Source organism: Vicinamibacteria bacterium (assembly GCA_035570235.1).
Lineage (GTDB): Bacteria > Acidobacteriota > Vicinamibacteria > Fen-336 > Fen-336 > DATMML01.
In genome coordinates this window covers 1-22,970 of the sequence record DATMML010000047.1, presented here as the reverse complement: position 1 = coordinate 22,970, position 22,970 = coordinate 1, and the positions used below count along the sequence as shown (strand labels likewise).

Genomic DNA, 22,970 nt, shown 5'->3' with positions numbered 1-22,970 from the left:
GGCCCCTCACTCCGCCCGCAGAACCTCGAGCGGCGTCCGACGGAAGACCTCGGTGCTGCTCCAGAGGCCGACCCCCAGGGTGAGGACGACCACCCCGAGAGCGAGGCCGACGAGGGCCGGCCCGGGCAGATGGAAGCCGGTGTCGAAGCCGAACCGCACCAGAGCCCAGCCCGCTGCGCAGGAGAGCAGCAGAGCGATCAGGGAGGCGAGCACGCCCAGGCTCATGTACTCGGCGATGAGCACGCGCAGGACCTGGGCCCGGGTCGCCCCCAGGGTGCGGAGGAGCACGCCCTCGCGGATGCGCTGGTGGCGGCTGGCGGCCAGGGCCCCCAGGAGCACCACCGCCCCTGCGGCCAGGCTGAAGAGGGCCATGAAGCGCAGCGCCCAGGCCACCCGGGCCAGGATCGCCTCCACCGCCTGCTGCACCAGCGAGAGGTCGAGGGCGGAGATGTTGGGAAAGGCCTCCACGATACCGCGCTGGAACGTCGCCCGCCGCCCGGGGTCCTCGATCCGGCTCAGCATGACGTAGGTCTGGGGGGCCTCGTCCAGCGGGCCCTCGGGAAACACTACAAAGAAGTTGGGCTCGAAGCGCACCCACTCCACCTCGCGCAGGCTCGCGACCCGGGAGGGTACGGGCACGCCCTGCACGTCCCACACGATCTCGTCGCCCACGCCCACCCCCAGCTCCTTGGCCACCCCCGTTTCCATCGAGATCGGAACGGGGGCGCCCTCGACGGGCCCGCGCCCCGCGCCGGGGTCCCAGAAGCGCCCCCCTACCGTATGCTCCGAAGGCTCGAGGGTGTCGCGGTGGGTGCTGCGGTATTCGCGCCGGAAGGCCCAGCGTCCGCGCACCGCCTCCGCCGAGCCCGGCGCGCCCAGCACCTGCGTCACGACGCGGCCCTTCACGGAGAGGATCCGCATGGGGACGATGGGCACGGCCGGCCCCAGGGGCAGGCCGGCCTCCTTCATCTTTGCCTCGACCGCGGGGCGCTGGTCCGGCTGGATGTCGAAGAGCACGAGGTTCGGACGCGCCCGCCCCCCGTCCACGCGCAGGTCGCGGAGCAGGTTGTGCTGGACGAGCAGGAGCGTGCTCAGCAGGAAGGTCCCGAAGCCGAGAGCCAGCACGACCGTGACCGTCTGGTTGTGGGGGCGGTAGAGGTTGGCCAGGCCCTGGCGCCAGAGGTAGGGCAGGCGGGTGGGGAAGAAGCGGCGGACCGCGCGGGTGAGGGCGAGGGCGGCCAGCCAGAGGCCCAAGAGGGCGACCCCCGCGCCGGCCGCGAAGGCCAGTCCCGGGACCAGCCGACCCGCCTGGAGCACGGCCAGGGCCACCACGCTTAGGGCCACGGCCAGCCGGGCTAGGCCCCGCCCGAGGGTTCGGGGGGGAGGAGAGCTGTCCTCGTAGGCCCGCCTCAGGACCACGAGGGGCGACACGTGCCGCACCGCAAGCAGGGGCAGAAGAGAGAAGACCGTAGCTACCCAAAGCCCGAGCGCGACCCCGCCCAGGATCGCCGGCCAGGAGGGGGCGATGCGGACGTCCACGGGCAGGAACCCGCCCAGGACCCGGGGCAAGGCGAACTGGACGAGCACCCCCAGGAGGGCTCCGGCCAGGCTGCCCAGAAGGCCGATCGCCGCCGACTGCACGAGGTACACGGCCAGGACCCGGCCCCCGCTGGCCCCCAGGCAGCGGAGCACGGCCACCGTCTCCATCTTGTTCCGCACGAAGACGTGGACCGCGCTCGCCACCCCCAGCCCGCCCAGAAGCAGGGCGACCAGGGCCACGAGCCCGAGGTAGCGGCCCAGGCGGGTCAAGGTGTCGTTCAGCCGGCGCTGGTCCTCGGACACGGTGCGGAGGTTGACGCGCTCCGCGTTCAGGGGCGTGCGGTAGAGCTCGGCCAGGCGCTGGGCGTCGGCTCCCTCGGGGAGCTTGAAGAAGGCCTCGTAGCGGCCGCGGGAACCGAAGGTCAGGAGGCCCGTCTCCTCCACGCGGCCGGCGGGGATGAAGACGCGGGGTCCGAAGGCCGAGCGCACCCCCACGTCGCCGGGCACGTTCAGGACGGTGCCGCGGATCAGGAACCGGGCCTCCCCGAGGGCGAGGGTGTCCCCCACGCGCGCCCCCAGGGCGGTGAGGAGCGAGGGGTCCACGAGCGCGCCCGCATCCTCAGGGAGCCGGCCCCATTCCCCGGGGGGCGCGGTCTCGATCTCGCCGTAGAAGGGGTAGCCGGGCTCCACCGCCGCCACCTGCACCAGGCGCGTGCCCGATGTCCGGGGCACGTAGGCCATGGCCGCGAAGCTCGTGACCCGCGCCTCGGCCGCGGCGCCCCGCGCCCCGGCCGCCCCCTTGAGCTCCTCGAGCAGGGCGAGGGTCGTGGCCGAGAAGCGGGCCGCGCTGGAGACGGCGAGGTCCGCACCGAGCAGGGCCTTGGCCTGCCGCCGCACGGAGTCCTGCAGGTTCGCGGTGAAGGAGTTGATGGCCACGAGCGCCCCCACCCCGACCATGATGGCGGACACGATCAGACTGATGCGGCGGAAGGAGGCGCGGCTCTCCCGCCCGGCCATGGCCAGGACGAAGCCGAGGCCCTTCAAAGCTGGGGCGGGGCGGCCGGCCGGACCGCGGGGGAAGCCGTGTCGGCCACCATGGCGCCGTCCGCCAGGCGGATCACGCGGCGGGCGCGGGCCGCGAGGTCGTGGTCGTGGGTCACGAGCACGAGAGTGGTGCCCAGCTCCCGGTTCATCTCCGCCATGAGGTCGATGACGGTGGCCCCGGTGGCGGCGTCCAGGTTGCCGGTGGGCTCGTCCGCGAACAGGATGCGGGGGCGGTGGCTGAACGCGCGGGCCAGAGCCACGCGCTGCTGTTCTCCCCCGGAGAGCTGGGCGGGGTAGTGGTGGCCGCGGTCGGCCAGTCCCACCCGGGCCAGCAGCTCCTCGGCCCGGTCGCGGGCCTCCTCGCCCCGAAGCTCGAGGGGCACCTGGATGTTCTCGCGCGCGGTCAGGGTCGGGATCAGATGGAAGGATTGAAAGACGAAGCCCACCTTCTCTCCCCGCAGACGGGCCCGCTCGTCCTCGCTGAGGGAGGAGAGGTCCTGGCCGTCCAGCCACACGTCGCCCTGGGTGGGCCGGTCGAGGCCGGCCAGGAGGCCGAGGAGGGTGGTCTTCCCACTGCCCGAGGGGCCCGCCACGGCCAGGAAGCCGCCGGCCTCCAGCGAGAACGTGATACTTTTCAGGACAGCGAGCTCGTGCCCCCCGGACGAGTACGTCTTGGTCAGCGACTCGCAGCGCAGCATGGACAAGGCTCCGGCCCCCTCTCCCCCTCAAGCATGATAGCCAGAAACGCCCTCTTCCTCGCGCTCCTCGCCGCCCCCGCGCGCCCCGAGCCCGCTCCCACCCCTCGCATCATCCTCTTCCTGGGCACGAGCCTCACCGCCGGCTACGGCCTGGAGGATCCCGCCCAGGCCTATCCGGCCTTGATCCAGGCCAAGCTGGACGCGGCCGGCCTTCGCTACCGGGCCGTGAACGCGGGCGTGAGCGGCGAGACCTCGGCGGGGGCCCTGCGCCGCCTGGAATGGCTGCTGCGCACGAGAGTCGACGTGCTGGTGCTGGAGACGGGCGGCAACGACGGCCTGCGCGGCCAGGATCCGGAAGCGACCCGCGCCAACATCCAGGCCATCTTTGATCGGGCCCGCCGGCAGTCGCCCCCGCCCCGGCTGGTGCTGGCGGGCATGCTGGCCCTCCCCAACTACGGCCCCGAGTACGGCCGCCGGTACCGCGCGGTCTTTCCTGAGCTCGCGAAGAAGAACGACGCCGTGCTCATCCCCTTCCTGCTGGAGGGAGTCGCGGGAATCCCGTCCTTGAACCAGGCGGACGGCATCCATCCCACCGCGGAGGGGCAGAGGCGCGTGGCGGAGACGGTCTGGATGGCCCTCCGGCCCCTGCTCTTAGGGACACCGTCCGGGGGCGCCCCCTCCGGCTCGGGGTTGAGCCAAGATAAGGCCCCATGAAGATCCTGATCTTGAGCCAGGCCGAGGTGGAGAAACTTCTTCCCATGGGGGAATGCATCGACATCATGGCCGTGGCCCTCCTCGGCCTCGCGCGCGGAGAGGCCCACCAGCCGTTGCGCATGATCGTTCGCCCCCCGGGCGCGGCCGGGCTCATGGCCTTGATGCCCGCCTACCAGGGGGGGGCGAGGCCCGCCTTCGGCCTGAAGGCGGTGGGAGTCTTTCCGAAGAACGTGGAGGCGGGGAAGGACGCCCACCAGGGCAGCGTGCTGCTCTACAGCGGGGAGACGGGGGAGCTCCAAGCCCTGATGAACGCGTCCGCGGTGACCGCCATCCGGACCGCGGCCGTGTCCGGCGTCGCCACCCGCCTCCTGGCCCGGGAGGACGCGGGTGACCTCGCCATCCTCGGGGCCGGGGTCCAAGCGCGGTCGCACCTCAAGGCCATGGCGGAAGTGCGGAGCCTCCGGCGGGTCCGGGTGGCGAGCCGGCGGCTGGCCTCCGCCCAAGCCTTCGCGGAAGAGATGGCCGGGTGCCACCCCTTCCCCATCGAGGCGGTGGCGAGTGTGGAAGCCGCGCTCAAGGGGGCGGACCTGATCGTCACCGCCACCAGCGCCGCGGAGCCGGTGGTCCAGCGGAGGTGGGTGGCGGCGGGGGCGCACCTGAACGTGGTGGGGGCCAGCCTTCCCACCCGCCGGGAGGTGGACGCGGCCACCATGGCCGCCGCCCGACTCTTCGTGGACCGCCGGGAGTCGACGCTGAACGAGTCGGGGGACTACCTCTTTGCGCTAAAGGAGGGCGCGATCGGACCGGACCACATACGGGCCGAGATCGGCGAGCTCCTCTTGGGCTCCGCCCCCGGCCGCACCTCGGGGGAGGAGATCACGCTCTTCAAGTCGCTGGGCCTGGCCGTGGAGGACCTGGCCGCCGCCGCCCACGTCGATCGGCGGGCCCGCGAGACGGGGGTGGGGACGTGGGCGGAGTTCTGATCCCCAGCCTGGACGAGATTACCGAGGCCCGGGGGCGCATCGCAGGCGTGGCCTCGCGCACGCCCCTCGTGCGCTTGAACCTGCCCGAGGCCCCGGCCGAGATCCACCTCAAGCTCGAGAGCCTGCAGCCCATCGGGTCCTTCAAGATCCGTGGGGCGGCCAACGCGATGGCGAGGCTCAGCCCGGAGGAGCTCTCCCGCGGGGTTTTGACCGCCTCCGCCGGCAACATGGCCCAGGGGGTGGCCTTTTGCGCGCGACGGCTGGGCATCCCCTGCACGGTGGTGGCCCCGGACACCGCCCCCGCCACCAAGGTGGCGGCCATCGAGCGGCTGGGGGGCCGCGTCCTCAAGGTCTCCTATGAGCGCTGGTGGCAGACCTTCGAGGAGCGGCGTTACCCGGGCCTCCCCGGCACCTTCATCCACGCCTTCGACGATCCCCAGGTGATGGCGGGAAACGGCACCATCGCCCTGGAGGTCCTGGAGGACCTGCCCGAGGTGGACGCCCTCGTCATACCCTGGGGCGGGGGAGGCCTCTTCTGCGGGATCGCCGCCGCCATGAAGGCCCGTAAGCCAGCCTGCCGACTCTTCGCGGCCGAGGTGGAGACCGCGGCTCCCCTCCGGGAGGCCCTGGCGGCGGGGGCGCCGCGGGTGGTCGAATACCGCCCCTCCTTTGTGGACGGCATCGGCGCCAAGACCGTCTTCCCCCGGATGCTGGACCGCGTACGGGGCCTCATCGACGACGCCCTCAAGGCGAGCCTGGCCGAGGTGGCGGCCGCGGTTCGCGTGCTGGCGGAGCGCAACCGCGTCATTGCCGAAGGCGCGGGGGCCTGCCCGGTGGCGTGTGCCCTCTCCGGGGGCGCGGGAAAGAGCAGGATCGTCTGCATCGTGTCCGGCGGGAACATCGACCTCGACCGGTTCTGCGCCGTCCTCTCCGGCACGTTCTGAACGAGCCGCATCAGGAGGCGAGAAAGTCCAGGGCGCGCTCCGCGGCCCAGAAGAAGCCGGGCGCGCGGGTGCGGGACACGAAGCCCACGTGGCCCCCGGTCGGGGCCATCTCGCGCTCGACCAGCCCCGAGGAGGGCAGCGGCCAGCGCGCCACCGATTCCGCGGGGACCAGAGGGTCATCGGCCGCGGCCAGGATCAACGCCCTTCGCCCGATGGCTTCAAGCCAGGGCCCCGCGCTGGAGCGCTCGTAGTAATCGTCGGCGCTTCGGTACCCGCCGTAGAAGGCGGTGATGGCCTCGTCGTACGCGCGGATCGTCTCGATGCCCCGCTCCCGACCCGCCTCGTAGAGGTCCGGGCGTCGGCGCTGGCGCCGCCGGTAAGCGGCGCGAAGGTTCTTGAGAAAGTAGCGCTGGTAGACACGGTTCTGGGGCCGCTCCAAGGCGGCGGCGCAGGCGGCGAGGTCGAGGGGGGGGCACACGGCCACGACCGCCTGGAGGGCGGCGGGCAGCCGGTCTGGATGCCGGCCCAGGGCCAGGAGGGCCATGCTGGCCCCGAGCGAGAAGCTGACCACGGAGATCCGTGGGCAGACCCGCGCCGCCCCCTCCACCACCGCGAGCACATCGCTGTCCAGGCCCGCGTTGTAGAGCCGCGCACAGAGGGCCTCCGCGTCTCCCGCCCCGCGCAGGTTCGCCCGCAGCACGTGCCAGCCGCGCGCGAAGGCCAGCCGGCCGGTGGAAAGGGTGTAGGGGGACCGGTCGGAACCGCCCAGGCCATGGACCACCACGAGCGCGGAGCTCTCATCCCGCGGGCCGGGCTGCCAGGTCGCGCGCACGAGCAGGCGGGCGTCGTCGCCCGCCTCCACCACCATGTCTTCCACGGGCAGGGGCCAGCCCAGGTAGCGCCGGGACCAGAAGCCGAGGATGGTCTGCCGGTGCCCGCCGACCAGGAAGGGAGGCGGGCGGAAGGGGGAGGTGGAGGATGGCGGCACGCCCTTGTGGCTCCCGGGCGGCTGAGCGAGACCGCCGTATAATGCCCGCGTCCCTCGCCGCGGACGCAGCATGATACAGGCCTTCCACGTGTACAAGCAGTACGACCGCGAGTCCTCCGCCCTCTCTGATGTCACCCTCCACATCGAGAAGGGCGACTTCTGCTTCCTGACCGGGCCCTCGGGGGCGGGGAAGACCACCTTCCTGAAGCTGGTCTTTCGCGAGGAGCTTCCCTCCCAGGGGCAGATCCTGGTGGGAGGGCGGAACATCACCGCCATTCCCGACCGGCAGATCCCGGAGCTGCGGCGCTCCATCGGCGTCGTCTTCCAGGATTTCAAGCTCCTCAAGCGGAAGACCATCCTGGAGAACGTGGCCTTCGTCCTCCGCATCCTGTCCGTGCCGAGCAAGGAGCAGAAGCGGCGGGCCTTCGCGGCCCTGAAGGCGGTGGGGTTGCACCACAAGATGCACGCCTACCCCCTCCAGCTGTCGGGGGGGGAGCAGCAGCGGGTGGCCATCGCGCGCGCCCTCATCAACGAGCCCATGCTCCTCTTGGCCGACGAGCCGACCGGGAACCTGGACCCGGATCTGGCCCAGGAGATCATGGCCCTCTTCCAGGAGGTCAACGCCCGCGGCACCACCGTCCTCGTGGCCACCCACGACCGGGAAATGATCCAGCGCATGGGCAAGCGGGTGGTGGCCCTGGAGAAGGGCCGGGTGGTGGCGGGGTCCTAGAGCCTCAGCCCCTCTGCATGGCCTGGACGCGGGCCACCACCGCCTCCAGCGCCACCTCGTTCTCCGCCCCTTCCGGGATGATGAGATCCGCGTAGCGCTTGGAGGGCTCCACGAACTCGAGGTGCATGGGGCGGACGGAGGACAGGTACTGCTTCCCCACGGACTCGAAGCTCCGGCCCCGCTCGCCGAGGTCCCGCTGGAGCCGGCGCAGGATGCGGACATCCGCGTCGGTGTCGATGAAGAGCTTGATGTCCATGAGCCGGCGCAGCGGCTCCTCCACCAGGACCAGGATCCCTTCCAGGAGAATCACCGGGCGCGAGGTCAGGGGATCGGGCAGGACCCGCCTGGCGTAGGTCGCGTGGTCATAGGTGAGCAAGGGCACCGGGCGTCCCGCTTTGAGATCCCTCAGATCCTGCACGAGCAGGGAGGTGTCGAAGGCGTCCGGGTGGTCGTAGTTGATCGCGGCCTGGGCGGCGCGATCGAGGGAGCTGCCGTCCTTGTAGTACGAGTCCTGGGCGATGATCAGGCACCGCGGGGCGCCCAGGCGGATCTGGAGCTTCTGGGCGAAGGAGGTCTTGCCCGACCCCGTACCGCCCGCGATTCCCACCAGCACGGACATGGAGGGGGATTATAATTACGATCCACCGTTGGTTTCAAAGGTCGCCATAGCGCAACGGGGCCTTACAAGCAGCGACTTACGATGAGTCCGCCCCCCAGCGATCCGGCGTATCCAACCTGGCCCGACCCCGGCGACAGGCACAAGACGGGCACAACCTAGGCCGACCGCGGCCCAGGCTCACTCAAGGTTCCGGTCATAGTCGCCATCTGCACGTCCCGGTCCCGCTGACGGCGGCGCTAACGGCTCTTGCTGGCGGTCCGTCTTCTCGGGCTCCGGCCGCGCCATTGCGTCGAAAGCGCGGCAGATCACGTAGGGCACGATGACCCAGGCTGCCGAGAGTGCCGCTCCGGCGGCTTGCTGAGGTGCGCCGTTCGCCGTTATGGTCGTGTTGACGAGGTTGATTCCGGAGATGAAACCAAAGAAAGCGGTGACTCCCCACAGGAACTTTCGCACGCGAGCCTCCAATCACCTACGCGTTAGGTGGGGGCCGCGCCCTCGGCGCTTCCCCCCCGCTTTGTTCTCCTTGGGTGTGATGGAAGGCTATCACTCCCGGCCCCGGTAGGGGGATAAGAAGCCTAAGTCCCCCCCGGGTGTAGACTCAGGGTCTCCCTCCGAGGAAGGCGGCGACTGATGGCTGCTCTAGTCAGGCTCAGTCCTGGGACCTTAGTCGTGTGGGCGCTCCCCGTGTTTGCGGTTGCAGCGGAGGCTCTACCCCAAGCTTCATTGCAGCCGATCATCTACTCGGTGACGACCGATGCCGCACTTCGGCGGCTCACTCTCGTCGGTGCCAACTTTGGGACCGCGCCCCGCGTCTTCACGGCGTTCGGCGAACTTCCGGTCACGAGCGGTAACCCGACAACGATCGTTGTCGACCTTACCAGCCCGGCGGCACCGGGCAGCTACCTCCTTGCGGTGCTGAATACCGAGGCTTCTCTCGTGGCTGTCTTTGATGCGACCTTCGGCGCGGTAGGACCGCCGGGTCCGGCTGGTCCCAAGGGCGACCCGGGCAGCACCGGACCCCAGGGCGTTGCTGGTCCCGTTGGGCCTCCCGGCGCCGCCGGAGCGACCGGACCAACCGGGCCTCAGGGTCCCCCTGGTCCGCCAGCCATCCGAGTCGTTGACTCCCTCGGGCAACTCGTCGGTGCCTATCTACTCGACTGGTCCAAAGACCCAAACGCTGGCAACCTCAACGAGGGGGACACGGTCGCGTTTGTTCGCGACGGCGTCCTCTACCAGGTACCCATTACGGAGAATGGCTTCAGGCCGCAGGCAGGCGTCGTGCAGTTCTTCTACCAATCGGCGGACTGCACGGGGCAGCCGTACTACCTAGTCGGCTCTGTGCCATTGGGTGGTCTCAGAGCGACGTCCGATCCGTTTTACAACTTCGTTCGGGCGGGAGTCCTCTGCCATCTTGCTAAGCCTTGGGGACAGACCTACAGCGTTCACAGCACTGATCAGCGCTCCAATCCGCTTCTACCAGCAACCTGTACGGACACAAATCAGGTTGGTCTACTCGCGGCCCCCGTGCTATGCGAGGATATCTCACGCTTCGTTCCGCCCTTCCGAATAGTCGAATGACGGGTTCCGCGCGGCCACCGCTCGCCGCGCCGGCGTCGGCAGGCCAGCATGAGTTGAGGAGGGCCGCTTTCACGCGAGCTCCACGATAGACGACTCCTTGGCGGAACAGCGGTGCCCCGGGGACAAGACGGTGGAGGAGCAACGGATGTTCTTTGACGACTTGGAGGCGGTCGATGAGACCGCGCTGCGACGCATCGCGGAGAATCAAGTCGCCGAGAATCTCACCCTTGAGTTTAAGCGCGAACTCTCCCTAGATACGAAGGAGGAGAAGCGCGAGGCCGCGAAGGACATCTCGGCGATGGCCAACACCGTCGGCGGGCAGATCCTCTATGGGGTCGCCGAGAAAAAGCTCGCTGACGGTTCAAAGGTTGCAAGCGCCATCATGCAGCTCACCGACGGAGCTGTCGACTCCCAGCTCGCCGATGTGCTTGCGAACGGCGTACACCCTAGGGTCTATCCGACCATGCGGAAGGTCGCCATTGCGAAGGGCGGGTTCGTCCTGATTGTTCAGGTGCGGCGCTCTTACGCCGACCTACACATGGTGATCGGTTACGAGACCTTCCGTTACTACAAGCGAGACGCTAAGGGAACCGTGCCGATGACGGAGCCGGAGGTGCGGCAGGAGTACGAGAGGATCGCTCTGGCGAAGGTATCTTTGGACACGAAGCTCAGCGAAGTAATCGAGGCTGAGGCGAGGGTTCGAGGCGCCCTTGACGAGTCGATCATCGTGGTGCCGTGGTACTCAAGCCCCACATTTCTTGATCCGCGGACAATTGAACCGCTTGGTCAACGACTGCGGACCGAAGTCTTAGTGGGGCTCAATGACAGCGTGCGCTTCGGGGACTTAAGGTTGATGGCAGACGGCTACCGTAAGACGACGCTCAACAAGCCCGTACAGACGGCGGATGTCTACATCGCGGTCCTGAGGACTGGAGTGATGCACTTGTCCGACCGGGATGCTCTCCGCTGGTCCTCCGAAAACCAGGATCTCATGGTTTTTTACTCGGTACCGGCAATCATCAGGATCGTTGAACTTCTCATGGTGGCGCGATACGTCTGCAAGTACGTCAACTACTGGGCTCCGGTAAGGCTCGCCTACTTCCTTCGGCCGACGAAGCCCTTCGTGATTGATCCGACACCATGGAATGACCCCCCGATGGTCCAGCCGCTCCTCTTGAGGGCCACGCCGGTCGATGTTCGGTTCGATGAGACGAAGAGCATCGGGAGGGCGACAAAGGAGATTCTGGACCAGATTTTCCAGGCGGCCGGAAGAGCAGAGTCGCCCTATTTCGATGCTGATGGCGTGATGGTTGAGGCGCACCGGCAGCACTTCCCGGAGCCGATCGTGCGGCGGCTGCTCTAAGGGGGAACCAGATGAAGCTCACGTTCAGTCTTCACCCCAGCATGTGGCGGGGAGAAGGGAAGGAACCGCCGACGGATCCGATCATGTATGACGTTCGGGGCCTTCCGCCGGGGCACGAAGAGGTGCGCATACGGTTGAAACCCAAGGGCTGGACGATCGAGACCCGTAACGCCGAATCCGGCGCGTGGATCGCCGAACTCGACGAGACCGACCCGACGACCGATAAGGCAAAAGCCTACCCGACTGCCGACGCTGCCCTAGCCGCACTCACGGCTGCCTTCGCGAACCGACCCACTACCCGTACCTAAGCCACGCCGACGGGCGCGCGCTACCCTTCCGCAACGCAGGAACACGCAACCCCTCCCGCCCGGCAGCTTGGTCAGGCCGGGCGACCTCCCGGGTGCAGACTGGCTCGTCATCCCTCCCAGGAGTGCCGTCTTATGCATCAACCCACGCTGTGGGAGATCGCCCTCCCCGTTGTCATAGGCGCGATCGTCGGCCTCTTGTTCCTTCCCCTCGTGGAAGTGCTCAAGCTCTGGCTGTCCCGGCGTAGTTGGGAGGCGCAAGAGCGATGGCAGCTTGAGCAGGGGGTTATAATCCCCCCCGCAAATGGGGTGGCCCGAACAGTGACCCCGCCCGGGGTCGGGAAGGGGGCGTCAGGAGCGCGGTAGTTTCTCGCCCCGATTTCCACCATGTCCCTGCTGCGTGCCCTTCTCTACTTCTTCCAGGAGGCCCTGACCAGCCTCTGGCGGAGCCGCCTCATCAACGCCCTCTCCGTGGGGACCATCGCCGTGAGCCTGTTCGTGCTCGGCGCCTTCCTGGCCGTGGCCAGCAACCTGAACCAGGTGGTGACGCGCTGGACCCAGAAGGTCCAGGTCATCTTCTACCTGGAGGACCGCATCGAGGACCGCATCCGCCAGAGCCTGGAGGACCGGCTCAAGGAGGACCCCGCGGTGGCGGGGGTGGTGCTGGTCAGCCGGGCCGAGGCCCTCGAGCGCTTTCGCGCCCTCTTCCGCGATCTGCGGTCCCTGCCCGAGGACCTGGGGGAGAACCCTTTCCCCGCGTCGCTCGAGGTCTCGCTGCGACCGGGCCACGAGGTGTCGGCGGAGGTGCAGCGCCTCGTGCACGCCTACGAGAAGGCCCCCGGGGTGCAGGAGGTGCAGTACGACCTCCTCTGGATCGAGCGGCTGGCCACGGGCGCCCGCCTGGTGCGGGGGGTGGGCACGTTCCTGGGCGGCATCCTGGTCTTGGCCGGGGTGTTCACGATATCGAACGTGATCCGCCTGACCGTCTACGCCCGGCAGGACGAGCTCGACATCATGCGCCTGGTGGGCGCGACCCAGGCCTACGTGAAGGGCCCCTTCATTGTGGAGGGCATGGTCCAAGGAGGGCTGGGCGGCCTCCTCGCCGTGGGCCTGCTGGGGATGGCTTTCCGTTTGGTGGCCCGGGACCTCGCCGCTGCCTCCGACCTCCTGGGCCGCGCCGCCATCTCCCTCCCCTCGGAGCTCGGACTGTTTCTGGTCCTGGGCGGGATGACGGTGGGGGTGGCGGGGAGCCTGGTGAGCCTGGGCCGGGTCCGGGTCTGAGCTAGAACGTATATGTCTTGCCCTGGACCAGCAGGCGCACGCGCGCGTGCTTCAGGGCCTTCACCTGGCGCTTGATGGCCTCCAGGTGCTTCGGCTTCCCTCCGTAGAGGTAGACGGGCACGTCGTGCTTCAGCTTCTTGAGCTCGCGGTCCAGGGTCTGGGGGGTGAGGTGACCCGAGACGTCGGCCAGCTCCTGGAGCTCGTTGGGGAAGGACGTCTCCGTGATCACCACCTTCAGTTTCTTGACTCGGTTCAAGACTTCCCAGAAGCGGTGGGTGGGGCCGGTGTCGCTGGAAAAGGCCACCGCGCCCCGCTTGTCCTCGAGGATGAAGCCGGTGGTGGGGACGATGTGCGAGACGTGCACGGCCCGGATGGTCAGACCATTCACCACGAAGGGATGCTCAGGCACGATCTCGACCAGCTTGAGCACCGGGGTCAGGTCGTTGGGCAGGCTGGTGAAGTCGGGCCAGGTGTGGTTGTTGAACAGGTGATTCTTCATGGACGCGATCACTTCGGGGATCGCGTAGATCCGCAAGGCGAAGCCAGGGGCGCTGAAGTTGTTGTCGATGAGGAAGGGCAGGGTGCAGGTGTGGTCGAGGTGGGAGTGCGAGATCAGGATGTCCTTGACCTTCACCTGTTCCTTGAGCGAGAGGGCTCCCGACACCCACCCCGCGTCCATGGCCAGGGTGTCATTCACGAGGAACGCGGTCATCCCGTGACCGGGGATGTTGCCGCCGTAGCAGCCCAAAACCCTCAGCTTCATGGTGCTGTCGTCGTCGCCCCTCCCCGGGGGGAGCCGCGCTGGCGGAGTCCAGTTTCCGACCAACCTGCCGGAAGTCCCTCATACGTAGGCGGTTGGAGGGAATGGCCCGTGGGCGCGACGGTACCATGGGGTCCTAGGGGTGTCAAGTGTGAAAGATCACGTGACACTCGAGCAAACACCATGCTTTGTGGTGCCGTTCCTCAGAAACCCCGACCGGTTGTGCCCTTTTTCCCTTGACAGCCTCCACGGGGCGTTCGTACACTCCCAATCACGCGAGAAAGGAGGTGGTCCAGTGGACAGTTGCCTTAAACCCCGCGAGGTGGCTGACGCTTAGGTCTCGGCCGAGCGTAGTCAACTGGGAGCGTCGCTACTAGAGAACATCGGGGCTGCAGCGATGCAGGCACGCCCCAACTAGAGCGCCTTCAACTGGATGCCTCCTTACCGGACGCGTGGCGCCCGGCGGGGGCCGCTAGGCGTAAAGACCTGGCGAATCCCAACAGCTAACCGGCCCCGGAGGGTGGGCAAAGCCCTCCGGGGCGTTTTTTTGTCGGCCGCGCTGGAGCGCTTGATCAAACGCGACCCTCGGCAGCCGGTTGCGACCGAGCAGGGGCTGCCCAAGGCCGTTGGACCTGATTCGGCGTCGGTTCGTGGTAGCGCGGCATTCTGACTCGCCCACATGACGGGCGCTACGGCCAGGAGGGCCGAAGGTTAAGCACGTGGAGCGTCGAGACCCCCGCCGATGTTTGGCGGAGGCCGCGGGAAGCGTGAACGGCACGTCGAGGACGCCGACTCCGATTAGGTCTCGAGCGGCTTGCGGGCGAAGTGATAGAGCGTCGCGGCTAGGCCCAGGAAGGTCACCACCCCGATCACGTTCGCGATCAGGTCGGCCTGCTGCGGACCGCCGAGCGCCTCCACGATCCGGTAGTGAATGCCGCCCGCCTTGTCCGAGAAGGACCCGAAGCTCAGGACCTGGCGGAGGGTGTCCGCCGCCGCCGAGCTCCCCGCGTCGCGCATCTGGGTCTCGATATAGTTGAAGGCGATGCCGATCAGACCCACGATGCCTCCGGCCGCGATCAGCCCGCTGGCGTAGAGCGAACCCGGGCTGACGTCGCTTTCCTTGTGCTCTTCCCCCGACCTGCGGGCGCTCGTCTCCACCAGCCAACGCACCACCCCCCCCGTGAAGATGGCCAGGGTGGTGGCGATGGACAGATAGAACCCGACCGCGAAGGAGAGGGACCGGATGCCGAGCAGCTCGACCCCGATCACCATGAACACGCCCAGCAGGACCAGTCCCCAGGGAAGCCGCTGGTTCAGGATGCCGCTGATCACGGTCGCCATGAGGCGGGCCTGGGGAGCGGCCGCGCGCTCGGAGCCGATGCCCTGGATCCAGGTCACCTCGATCTGGTTGGTCTCGGTGTTGTAGAGGTATTTGCCGTCCGGCAGGTCGGCCGAACCGAGCGCGTTCAGCAGGGCGTACTTCTGGCCGGGCCGCGTGACCTCCCCGCTCTCGCTGGAATAGCGGACCTGGGCCCGATCGAACTGCTTTTGCTGCACCTCGACCCCGGAGGGCAGCTCGGCCAGGGTGAATTGGCGGCCCGCGTAGGCGCGGAACTGTTCGAGGCCGCGGTTCATGCCCATGAGGGTGAACCCGATCACGAACACGGAGACCAGGACCCCGATGAGCAGGCTCATCTGCTGGTTCCGCGGGGTGGCGCCCACGATGAAGCCGGTCTTCAGGTCCTGGGAGGTGTTGCCCGCGTTCGCGGAGGCGATGCAGACGACGCCGCCGATGCTGATGGCGAGGGCGCCGAAGGCCGCCCCCGTCCAGTGGAGGGCGAGAAAGACCGCGCACGTCGCCATGAGGGTGGCGATGGCCATGCCCGAGATCGGGTTGGCGGAGGTCCCGATCAGGCCCACGATGCGCGCGGAAACGGTGACGAAGAGAAAGCCGAAGACCACCACGAAGACCGCGGCCGCCAGGTTGGCGAGGAGGGAGGTCGGCGCGTTCGCGACCGGGTAGAAGGTGAGCATGGCCCACATCATGGCCAGGATGAGGAGGGAGCCGAAAGCGGCGACCCTCATGTCCATGTCGCGCTCGGTGCGCCTCGTACCCGCCGCGGCCGCCGCTCCCTTACCGAGGTCCGCAAAGCCGGCCTTCAGAGCGGAGACGATGGTCGGGATCGTCTTCATCAAGGTGATGAGGCCGGAGGCCGCGACCGCGCCCGCCCCCATGGGGCGGATGTAGGTCTGCCAGAGCTGGGTCGGCGACATGTCGCGGATGGGAATGGTGCCGGGGTAGATCGGGGTAGGCATGTGTCCGCCGAAGAACTTGATGGCGGGCATGACCACGAGCCAGGCGAAGACGCCCCCCGCGAAGATGACGCCCGCGATGCGGGGACCGATGATGTAGCCCACCCCCATGTACTCCGCGGTGGTGTTGGCGCGGACGGAGGCGCCCGGATACCCGGCCGGATTCCAGGCCGGGGTGCTCGGCCAGGCCGCGAACATGTTCTCGTTCTGGAAAAGGGTGTAGAGCGCCCCCAGCCCGAGCCCCAGAAAGACGCGGCTGGCGAAGGATCCCCCCTTGTCGCCCGCGATGAGCACGTCCCCGCAGGCGGTGCCCTCGGGATACTGCAGGTTCCCGTGCTCCTTGACGATGAGCTGGCGGCGGAGGGGGATCATGAAGAACACCCCGAGCCATCCCCCGATCAGGGCCAGCATGAAGATCCGCCAGTACTGGAGGTCGAAGCCTAGGAAGATGAGGGCGGGGAGCGTGAAGATCACGCCGCCCGCCACCGATTCCCCGGCCGAGCCCGTGGTCTGCACGATGTTGTTCTCGAGGATGGTGGCCCGGCCCAGAGCCCGCAGGAGGCTGATGGAGAGCACGGCGATGGGGATCGACGCGGCCACGGTGAGGCCGGCCCGAAGGCCCACGTACACCGTCACCGCCCCGAAGATGATCCCGAAGACCATGCCCAGGATCACGGCGCGCCACGTGAACTCCGGGATCACGGTGTCGTCGGGGATGTAGGGCTTGAACGCCTCCGGCGGGGCCGCTCTCTCCTGGGCCATGCCATCCTCCGTGGTTGACCGCTTCGGGAAGCTGCTGGGGTTTAGGCGCGAGGATGTTAACCACGGGGTCGGGCGGCGTCAAACGGCAAAGCGGGGACGCTTGACCCCGCCGCCATTCCCGGTCCTATACTGGGGCATGCGGGCTTGGGGACGCGCGGGGACACTGGCCCTCGCCATGGGGGCCCTGGGGGTGCCCACCGTTGCCGTACCCCAAGAGCAGCCGGGCCTAACCCAATACGACTACCTATACGGCACCCCCGTTGATGTCAGCGTCGACGATCTGTTGAATCTGGGCTCCACGGCTTACGCCAACCGCGCGGTGCGGGTCAAGGGCACTCTCGAGATGTCGACCCGGCTCCAGGGCCGCGTATTCGGTTTCGCCCTGCGGGGGACGTTCGGGGGGCAGGTCGAGATCCTTCCCATGTCCGAGGTCAGCTTCGAGTTCGAGACCGAGGCCAAGCGCTGGTTCGGGCAGGAGGTGCAGATCACGGGGGTCGTGCAGGAGTCCAGCGACTCCGCGGGGCGCCTGGTCCTAGTCCAGTTCTGGAAGTACCTAGGGCCACCCGAGAAGGATGCCAAGGCCCTCCAGAAGGCCGGCACGGTGACGCTGGAGAGCCTGGTCTTGAAGCCGGGCGGCCACGACGGCCAGACCGTGCGCGTGGTGGGCAAGTTTCGGGGGCGGAACCTCTACGGCGACCTGCCCGTCCGAAGCCAGCACAACTCCTCCGACTGGGTCATCAAGGACGATGTGTTCGCGGTCTGGGTCACGGGGAAGAAGCCCAAGGGCATCGGCTTCGACCTGGACCCGGGCCTGAAACGCGATACCGGAAAATGGGTGGTGGTGGTGGGACGTCCGGAGACCTCGGGCGGCGTGACCTATTTGAGAGCCCTCCAGGTCGAGGTGACGTCCGCTCCCACTCCCACCGCGCAGGTCGCGCCCCCGCCCCCCCCGCCCGAACGGCCCAAAGTCCCCCCGGTGGTGGTCTTCTCGTTGCCCCTCGACGGGGACCGCGACGTCCCGACCGACGGGCGCTTCCAGGTCCAGTTCAGCAAGGACATGAACGAGCAGAGCTTCAAGGGCCGGGTGATCCTGCGCTACGCAGGGCGCGTCCAGCCCGGCGACCGCGGGTTCGACGGAGCCAAGGTCACCTACGACGGCGGAAGGCGGAGCTTGACCGTCGAGCCGGGGGACGTGCTGCGGCCGGGACGCCAGATCGAGCTGATCCTCCTCCCCGGCATCGTGGACATCGACGGCCTGGGCCTCACCCCGCGCCCCGACAAGCCGGCGGGAAACGCGGCCGACGTCCTGCGCTTCCAGGTCGCGATTCCGGGCCTGGCCGGCGGCTCCTAGTCGCCTCCCTCAAACCCCAGGGACCGCGCCTTCCCGGTTCTTGCGAAGGATCACGATCTCGGGGTCCAAGAACTCGGCCGGCGGGTGGAGCCAGCCCTCCTGGCGAAAGCGCGCCGCGACCTCGAAGCCACCCCGCCCCTCCAGGAGCTCGCGGAAGAAGCGCGCCCTCTCCGGGCGCTGCTCGGGATGCTCCAGGAAGCGCTCATAGAAAGAGGCGGTGAGGACGAGCCAAGGGGCCGCCTCCGCGGGGTAGCGCGCGGCGGCCTCGGCGAAGCGCTCGGGCGGCGCCATCTCCCGGGAGAGGGTGGGCACGAGCCGAAGGGCCCAGCCCTCCGGGATCTGGGGGGCGTAGCCGGGGTTGTTCGCGATCAGGTCGAGGGTGGCGCCCATGGGCACGTTCCGCTCGATCCAGCGCGTGGCCAGGATCCGGGAGTCGACGAAGAACAGCCGTAGGACGAGGAGGGTCCCGAGGGCGGCCCGGGCGGCCACGAGCCCGCTCAACCAGGGCCGCGCCTTCGGCCAGACGAGCGCGCGCAGCCCGAGAGCGGCCATCCAGGCCGCGGGGGGCAGCACCGGGGCCAGGAAGCGCATGGCTTGGTGCCCCGACGAGGCCACCAGCAGGTAGGGCGTGAGCGCGGCCAAGAGAAGAACGAGGGCGGGACGGTCGCCGCCCCGGATCCGCTGTACGAGAACGAGCCCTCCCGCGAGGGCGCTGGCCAGCAGAGGCCAGGTCAGGGCATCGCCGAGCAGGCCCAGGTAGGGCAGGAACGACGTGGAGGCCCCGACCAGGCCCTTGTACTCGAAGCGGGTCTGGTCGTTGAAGGCGAGGTCGCTCAAGAAGGCGAGGGGCCGCACGGCCGCGAAGGGCGTGCCGATCAGGAAGCCGACGAGGGCGAAGAGGCCGACCGCGACGACCTCGATCCGGACGAGACGCGCCGCGGCCGGCCGCGCCTTCGAGAAATAGGCCAGGAGCGCGAACGCGGCTCCTCCCAAGAGGGCCGCCCAACCCACGCTGCGGACGAAGCGGAGGGCGTGAGCGGGATGGAGCAGGCGCACATCCCCGAGGTGCAGGCGGGAGGCCAGTAGGGCGCCGGGGTGGAGGAGAAGGGCCAGGCCCACCGCCATCCCGGCCAGGCCGAGGGAGAGGGCGATCCGGCGCGGGGCGGCGCCGGCTTCCCCCCCGGGGCGGAGCCAGACCCCGGCCAGGACGGGGATGAGAAGGGCGGCCGCGGTGTACTTCGTGGACGCGGTGAGGCCCAGGGCGAGGCCGACGGCCCAAGCGGGGGCACACCCTCCGAGATGGCGAAGGGCCAAGAGCAGGGTGGCGCTGGCGCCGAGCAGGTACCAGGCCTCGGGGGTCGCGAAGTGACAGAGGTTCACGAACCCCGGGCAGACGGCGAGAAGGAGCGCGGGGAGGATGCCCAGCTGGGGGTGGGTGCGGGCGACGGCCGCGCCCAGCAGGAAAACCGCCCCCGCCCCTGCGGCGGCGGAGAGGATGCGCCCGAGGAGGAGCGGATCGGCGGCGGAGCCCGCGAGCGCCCCCGCCCGGCTGAGCCCGTCCTGGACCCAGAGCGGAGGCAGCATCGCATAGAGGGGGAGAGAGGGGTTGATGAAGGAGTCGGGGGCGAGGCCCTCGCCCCGCGCCATGCGGGCGGCCACATCCGCCTTCTCGTCGGGGTGCCAGCGGGCGGGGAGGCCCCAGGTGATCCCGGTCAGGTTCAGAGCCAGGCTCAGGCCGCTGGCGACGAGCAGGCGGGCCCGCGGGGGAGGGGAGTTCCCGGCCTGCGTCGCTCCGGGGCGCAAGGGGCCCCTTAGCGTGGTGCGTGCAGGCGAGCCAGGGCCTTCTGGCCGATGTCCTTCCGGTAGTGCATCCCCGGGAAGGACACCTTCTGCACGGCTTGGTAGGCCCGTGCCACCGCGGCATCCAAGTTGGCACCCATGGCCGTGATCCCGAGGACGCGCCCTCCCACCGTCACGACCTCGCCGTCGCGCTGGGCGGTGGCCGCGTGATACACGAACACGTCGGGCAGGCCCCGCAGCGACTCCAGGCCCTGGACCGTCTGGCCAGTCTCGGGGCTGTCGGGGTAGCCCTTGCTGGCCAGCACCACGCACACCGCGGGCTCCTTAGCCCACTCGATCTTGGTGTCCTTGATCTGCCCCTCCGCGGCCTGTTGAAGGATGGGCACGATGTCGGAGCGCATGCGGGGCATGATCGCCTGGCACTCGGGGTCGCCGAAGCGGGCGTTGAACTCCAAGACCCGGGGGCCGCGGTCCGTCATCATCAGCCCCGCGTAGAGCACGCCCACGAAGCGCCGGCCCTCTCCGGCAAGCCCCCCGATGGTGGGCAGGATGATCTCCTGCATGATCTGCTTGTGGACGTCCAGGGAAAGGTTGGTGGCGGGGGAGACCGTGCCCATGCCCCCCGTGTTGGGGCCCCGGTCGCCGTCAAGGGCGCGCTTGTGGTCCTGCACCGACACCATGGGGACCACGCGCGATCCGTCGGAGAGGACCAGGAAGGAGACCTCTTCCCCGGACAGGAATTCCTCGATGATCAGTTTGGCGGCCGCGGTGCCGAACCTCTTGTCCGTCATCATCTGGGCGACTACGGCCTGCGCCTCCGCGGCGTCCTGCGCCACCACCGTGCCCTTGCCGGAGGCCAGCCCGTCCGCCTTGATGACCAGGGGATAGCCGAAGGGAGCCCGGCCCAGGAAGGCCTGGGCTTCATCCAGCGACCCGCAGGTCTCGTAGCGGGGGGCGGGGATCTTGTGCCGCTGCATGAACTCGCGGGCGAAGGCCTTCGAGCCCTCGATCTCGGCCGCGGCTCGATCCGGGCCGAAAACGGAGAGCCCCCGCCGTCGGAACTCGTCCCCGATACCCAGGACGAGGGGCAGCTCTGGCCCCACCACCGTCAAGTCGGCTTTGATGGTCTGCGCGAAGTCTGCCACCTCCACGATGTTGGAAGTGTCGATGGGGACGCAGTCCGCGAGCTCCGCGATCCCGGCGTTGCCCGGCGCGCAGTACACGTCCTCGACCAGTGGGCTCTGGCGGATCTTCCAGACGAGGGCGTGCTCCCGGCCGCCGTTGCCAACAACCAGAACCTTCACGGGAGCGAGAAAGAGGGTTTTGCGTTCAATCTAACCCCCAACACTGACACGGCTTAGCTTTGGCTGTCAACCTGACGTCCTCCCGGGCAGTAGGTCAGCTTTAGGTTAGCCCGTCATTCGGGAAGAATCCATCGGAGCCGATTTTCTGATCTAGAGCAGATCACTTCTGGTATACCGACTTAGGAGAACGAGATGGAACAATCAGTTGAGAAGATCATAGAACGGAACTTGTTGGCGGTCTTCAACGGAAGAGACGCGGACAGTCGTCGCGCGGCAATCGACGAGCTGTGGGACAAGAATGGCGTCTTTATCGATCCGGGCGGCGTCCATGAGGGCGTCGAAAAGCTTAACGCCATTGTTGAACTCCTTTTCACGCAGTTTGAAGGCTATGTGTTCTCGGTCCGTGGGCCGGGACAGTCTATGCACGGCGTCGGTCGTCTTCCTTGGTCGTATGGACCGCCCGATGACCCTCAGCGGCTGACTGGCACTGACGTTGGTGTAACGAAGGACGGTAAGCTGATGGCGGTTTACGTCTTCGTCGACCCCCCTTCGCAGAAGTAAGTTCGCTCGCGCGTTTTCAGAAGGCGACAAATTGAACTTCCGATAAGGAAACAGTAGACGCGCTTGTATTCATTGATGGAGCAAACTGCCGGATGGTCGGCAAACCGGAAGTTATCCTCGGCCCCGGTTTGTTCAGTGGTCAGGTTATCAACGCGCTTTCATGTTGAGTCGGATCACGCGAACCTGACCCCCTACCCGCCCCCGGTGAGTGGGTCAGGGTGAAATCCATCGAGCCTTGACGAGCATCTCACGGGCAACCTCGGTTGGCGGGCGATTCTCGCTGGTGACGGTGAAATCCTCGAGTCGCTCGCGGTCCAGGATGACGCTCAATTTCGTGACCCGGGCCACGTAGTCTCGCTGCGATACGCCCAATTCGCGCCTCTGGACGCGCTCCTGCATGGTTTCGACGCTGGCGGTAAGGCGGCAGATGACGGTCTGGGTCGCGGAAACAACGCTGCGACACAGTTCGAGCTCGGGACGGTCTTCGATCGCACGCGCCAGCAAAAGCCGCTTGACGCCGAGGGAGGCATAGTTGTCGCAGACGGACTGAAGATTTTGGTACATCACGCGATCGTTGCTGGTAGTGGACGGGAGATGGGCAAGCCCGAGGGCGTCCAAGTCTATGGCCGCATGGGCAATGTCGCGCAGGGCGAGGACGTCCGATGCTTCGCCGAGAACGGTCGTCTTGCCCGCGCCCATGCCACCCGTGATGATGAGCAGCGATTCCGTAACCACTCCGTAGCTCTTTTGTTCGGAGTCGGCGTCCTCAACGTGCCGTTCACGCTTCCCGCGGCGGCCGCCAAACGTCGGCGGGGTCTCGACGCTCCGCGTGCTTTACTTCCGGTCCTCCTGGCCGTAGCGCCCGTCATGGGGGCGAGTCAGGATGCCACGCTACCACCAACTCCACGCCGAGTCAGGTCCAATAGCCCTGGGCAGCCTCTGCTCGGTCGCAACCGGCTGCTGGGGGTCGCATTCGGTCACGCGCTCCGATCTCATGGCTTCGGACCTGGTGACATCGGGAACAGTCAAAGCGACTCACGGGCGGCCCCGGATGCCGCACGCGGGGCTTCCTTGGCAAGCACCGTCGCAAGGTAGTGACTGGTCCCGCTCGTGAGCGTCTCCGACCTCTCGATGCGGCCCCGAGGGCGGAAGAGGCGCCGGTAGTCCTCCGCTGCGCGCGGGGGACGGCCCCAGTGCTCGCGCAGGCGGCCGAGGAGGCCGCGGGCACCCATGACCCGCTCCACGAGGAGGGCCCGGCCCCCGCCCGAGAGCATCCGGAGCGCCTCGCCCAGGAGGGCGGAGGCGTCGGGATCGGCGAGGGGGTGCAGCCGCT

Annotated in this window: 21 protein-coding genes; 10 read left to right on the top strand and 11 right to left on the bottom strand. The window is 68.3% G+C overall.

What is annotated here, in order from left to right; all coding sequences use genetic code 11:
* Window positions 1-6: 6 nt before the first annotated feature.
* Both VN461_09095 and VN461_09090 read right to left on the bottom strand, forming a co-directional pair.
* Entirely contained in the window at window positions 7-2,583 is a 2,577-nt protein-coding gene (locus VN461_09095; GenBank protein ID HXB54924.1) for an FtsX-like permease family protein, read from the bottom strand.
* Window positions 2,580-3,281 carry an ABC transporter ATP-binding protein gene (locus VN461_09090; protein ID HXB54923.1) on the bottom strand — a complete coding sequence of 234 codons (702 nt, stop codon included), beginning with the start codon at window positions 3,279-3,281 and terminating at the stop codon, window positions 2,580-2,582. The genes VN461_09095 and VN461_09090 overlap by 4 nt, the downstream gene beginning before the upstream one ends.
* Window positions 3,282-3,314: 33 nt before the next feature.
* On the opposite strand from VN461_09090, the gene VN461_09085 reads away from it, so the two are divergent.
* The 3 genes from VN461_09085 to VN461_09075 are packed head-to-tail and all read left to right on the top strand — an operon-like array spanning window position 3,315 to window position 5,922.
* On the top strand, window positions 3,315-3,995 hold the full coding sequence (locus VN461_09085; protein HXB54922.1) for an arylesterase: 681 nt from the start codon (window positions 3,315-3,317) through the stop codon (window positions 3,993-3,995).
* A complete protein-coding gene (locus tag VN461_09080) occupies window positions 3,992-4,978 on the top strand; it encodes an ornithine cyclodeaminase family protein (protein ID HXB54921.1) in 987 nt (328 codons plus the stop codon). Before VN461_09085 ends, VN461_09080 begins: the two co-directional genes overlap by 4 nt.
* On the top strand, window positions 4,963-5,922 hold the full coding sequence (locus VN461_09075) for a threonine/serine dehydratase (GenBank protein HXB54920.1): 960 nt from the start codon (window positions 4,963-4,965) through the stop codon (window positions 5,920-5,922). Before VN461_09080 ends, VN461_09075 begins: the two co-directional genes overlap by 16 nt.
* Window positions 5,923-5,932: 10 nt before the next feature.
* Here VN461_09075 and VN461_09070 read toward each other — a convergent pair whose 3' ends face one another.
* The gene (locus VN461_09070) at window positions 5,933-6,910 is read right to left on the bottom strand and encodes an alpha/beta fold hydrolase (GenBank protein ID HXB54919.1); all 978 of its coding nucleotides are present in this window, start codon (window positions 6,908-6,910) and stop codon (window positions 5,933-5,935) included.
* Between the two features lie 70 nt (window positions 6,911-6,980).
* Between VN461_09070 and ftsE the strand changes: the two genes are divergently transcribed.
* A complete protein-coding gene (gene ftsE / locus VN461_09065; protein ID HXB54918.1) occupies window positions 6,981-7,640 on the top strand; it encodes a cell division ATP-binding protein FtsE in 660 nt (219 codons plus the stop codon).
* 4 nt (window positions 7,641-7,644) lie between these two features.
* On the opposite strand, the gene udk is transcribed toward ftsE, so the two are convergent.
* Window positions 7,645-8,259 carry a uridine kinase gene (gene udk, locus VN461_09060; protein ID HXB54917.1) on the bottom strand — a complete coding sequence of 205 codons (615 nt, stop codon included), beginning with the start codon at window positions 8,257-8,259 and terminating at the stop codon, window positions 7,645-7,647.
* A 177-nt stretch (window positions 8,260-8,436) separates the two neighbouring features.
* Entirely contained in the window at window positions 8,437-8,712 is a 276-nt protein-coding gene (locus VN461_09055) for a hypothetical protein (GenBank protein ID HXB54916.1), read from the bottom strand.
* A gap of 177 nt (window positions 8,713-8,889) precedes the next feature.
* Here VN461_09055 and VN461_09050 point away from each other — a divergent pair, with 177 nt between their 5' ends.
* The 4 genes from VN461_09050 to ftsX all read left to right on the top strand — a co-directional run bounded on the left by VN461_09050 (window position 8,890) and on the right by ftsX (window position 12,786).
* On the top strand, window positions 8,890-9,837 hold the full coding sequence (locus VN461_09050) for a hypothetical protein (protein ID HXB54915.1): 948 nt from the start codon (window positions 8,890-8,892) through the stop codon (window positions 9,835-9,837).
* A 145-nt stretch (window positions 9,838-9,982) separates the two neighbouring features.
* Window positions 9,983-11,200: an ATP-binding protein gene (locus VN461_09045; GenBank protein HXB54914.1), complete on the top strand. Its 1,218-nt coding sequence runs from the start codon at window positions 9,983-9,985 to the stop codon at window positions 11,198-11,200.
* 11 nt (window positions 11,201-11,211) lie between these two features.
* Window positions 11,212-11,508 carry a hypothetical protein gene (locus VN461_09040; protein HXB54913.1) on the top strand — a complete coding sequence of 99 codons (297 nt, stop codon included), beginning with the start codon at window positions 11,212-11,214 and terminating at the stop codon, window positions 11,506-11,508.
* Between the two features lie 384 nt (window positions 11,509-11,892).
* Window positions 11,893-12,786: a permease-like cell division protein FtsX gene (gene ftsX / locus VN461_09035; protein HXB54912.1), complete on the top strand. Its 894-nt coding sequence runs from the start codon at window positions 11,893-11,895 to the stop codon at window positions 12,784-12,786.
* Between the two features lies 1 nt (window position 12,787).
* Here ftsX and VN461_09030 read toward each other — a convergent pair whose 3' ends face one another.
* Both VN461_09030 and VN461_09025 read right to left on the bottom strand, forming a co-directional pair.
* Window positions 12,788-13,549: a 3',5'-cyclic-nucleotide phosphodiesterase gene (locus tag VN461_09030; GenBank protein HXB54911.1), complete on the bottom strand. Its 762-nt coding sequence runs from the start codon at window positions 13,547-13,549 to the stop codon at window positions 12,788-12,790.
* Between the two features lie 795 nt (window positions 13,550-14,344).
* Window positions 14,345-16,621, bottom strand: a complete 2,277-nt coding sequence (locus VN461_09025; GenBank protein HXB54910.1) for an oligopeptide transporter, OPT family — start codon at window positions 16,619-16,621, stop codon at window positions 14,345-14,347.
* 136 nt (window positions 16,622-16,757) lie between these two features.
* Between VN461_09025 and VN461_09020 the strand changes: the two genes are divergently transcribed.
* A complete protein-coding gene (locus VN461_09020; GenBank protein ID HXB54909.1) occupies window positions 16,758-17,972 on the top strand; it encodes an Ig-like domain-containing protein in 1,215 nt (404 codons plus the stop codon).
* Window positions 17,973-17,981: 9 nt separating this feature from the next.
* Here VN461_09020 and VN461_09015 read toward each other — a convergent pair whose 3' ends face one another.
* Together VN461_09015 and purD are read right to left on the bottom strand one after the other, a co-directional pair.
* Window positions 17,982-19,775: a hypothetical protein gene (locus tag VN461_09015; GenBank protein ID HXB54908.1), complete on the bottom strand. Its 1,794-nt coding sequence runs from the start codon at window positions 19,773-19,775 to the stop codon at window positions 17,982-17,984.
* An 8-nt stretch (window positions 19,776-19,783) separates the two neighbouring features.
* Window positions 19,784-21,076 carry a phosphoribosylamine--glycine ligase gene (gene purD, locus VN461_09010; protein HXB54907.1) on the bottom strand — a complete coding sequence of 431 codons (1,293 nt, stop codon included), beginning with the start codon at window positions 21,074-21,076 and terminating at the stop codon, window positions 19,784-19,786.
* A 192-nt stretch (window positions 21,077-21,268) separates the two neighbouring features.
* Here purD and VN461_09005 point away from each other — a divergent pair, with 192 nt between their 5' ends.
* The gene (locus tag VN461_09005; GenBank protein HXB54906.1) at window positions 21,269-21,637 is read left to right on the top strand and encodes a nuclear transport factor 2 family protein; all 369 of its coding nucleotides are present in this window, start codon (window positions 21,269-21,271) and stop codon (window positions 21,635-21,637) included.
* Between the two features lie 213 nt (window positions 21,638-21,850).
* Here VN461_09005 and VN461_09000 read toward each other — a convergent pair whose 3' ends face one another.
* Both VN461_09000 and VN461_08995 read right to left on the bottom strand, forming a co-directional pair.
* Window positions 21,851-22,372: a hypothetical protein gene (locus VN461_09000; GenBank protein ID HXB54905.1), complete on the bottom strand. Its 522-nt coding sequence runs from the start codon at window positions 22,370-22,372 to the stop codon at window positions 21,851-21,853.
* Window positions 22,373-22,662: 290 nt separating this feature from the next.
* Window positions 22,663-22,970, bottom strand: a 308-nt coding sequence (locus VN461_08995; GenBank protein HXB54904.1) for a hypothetical protein, incomplete at its 5' end; no start/stop codon positions are given.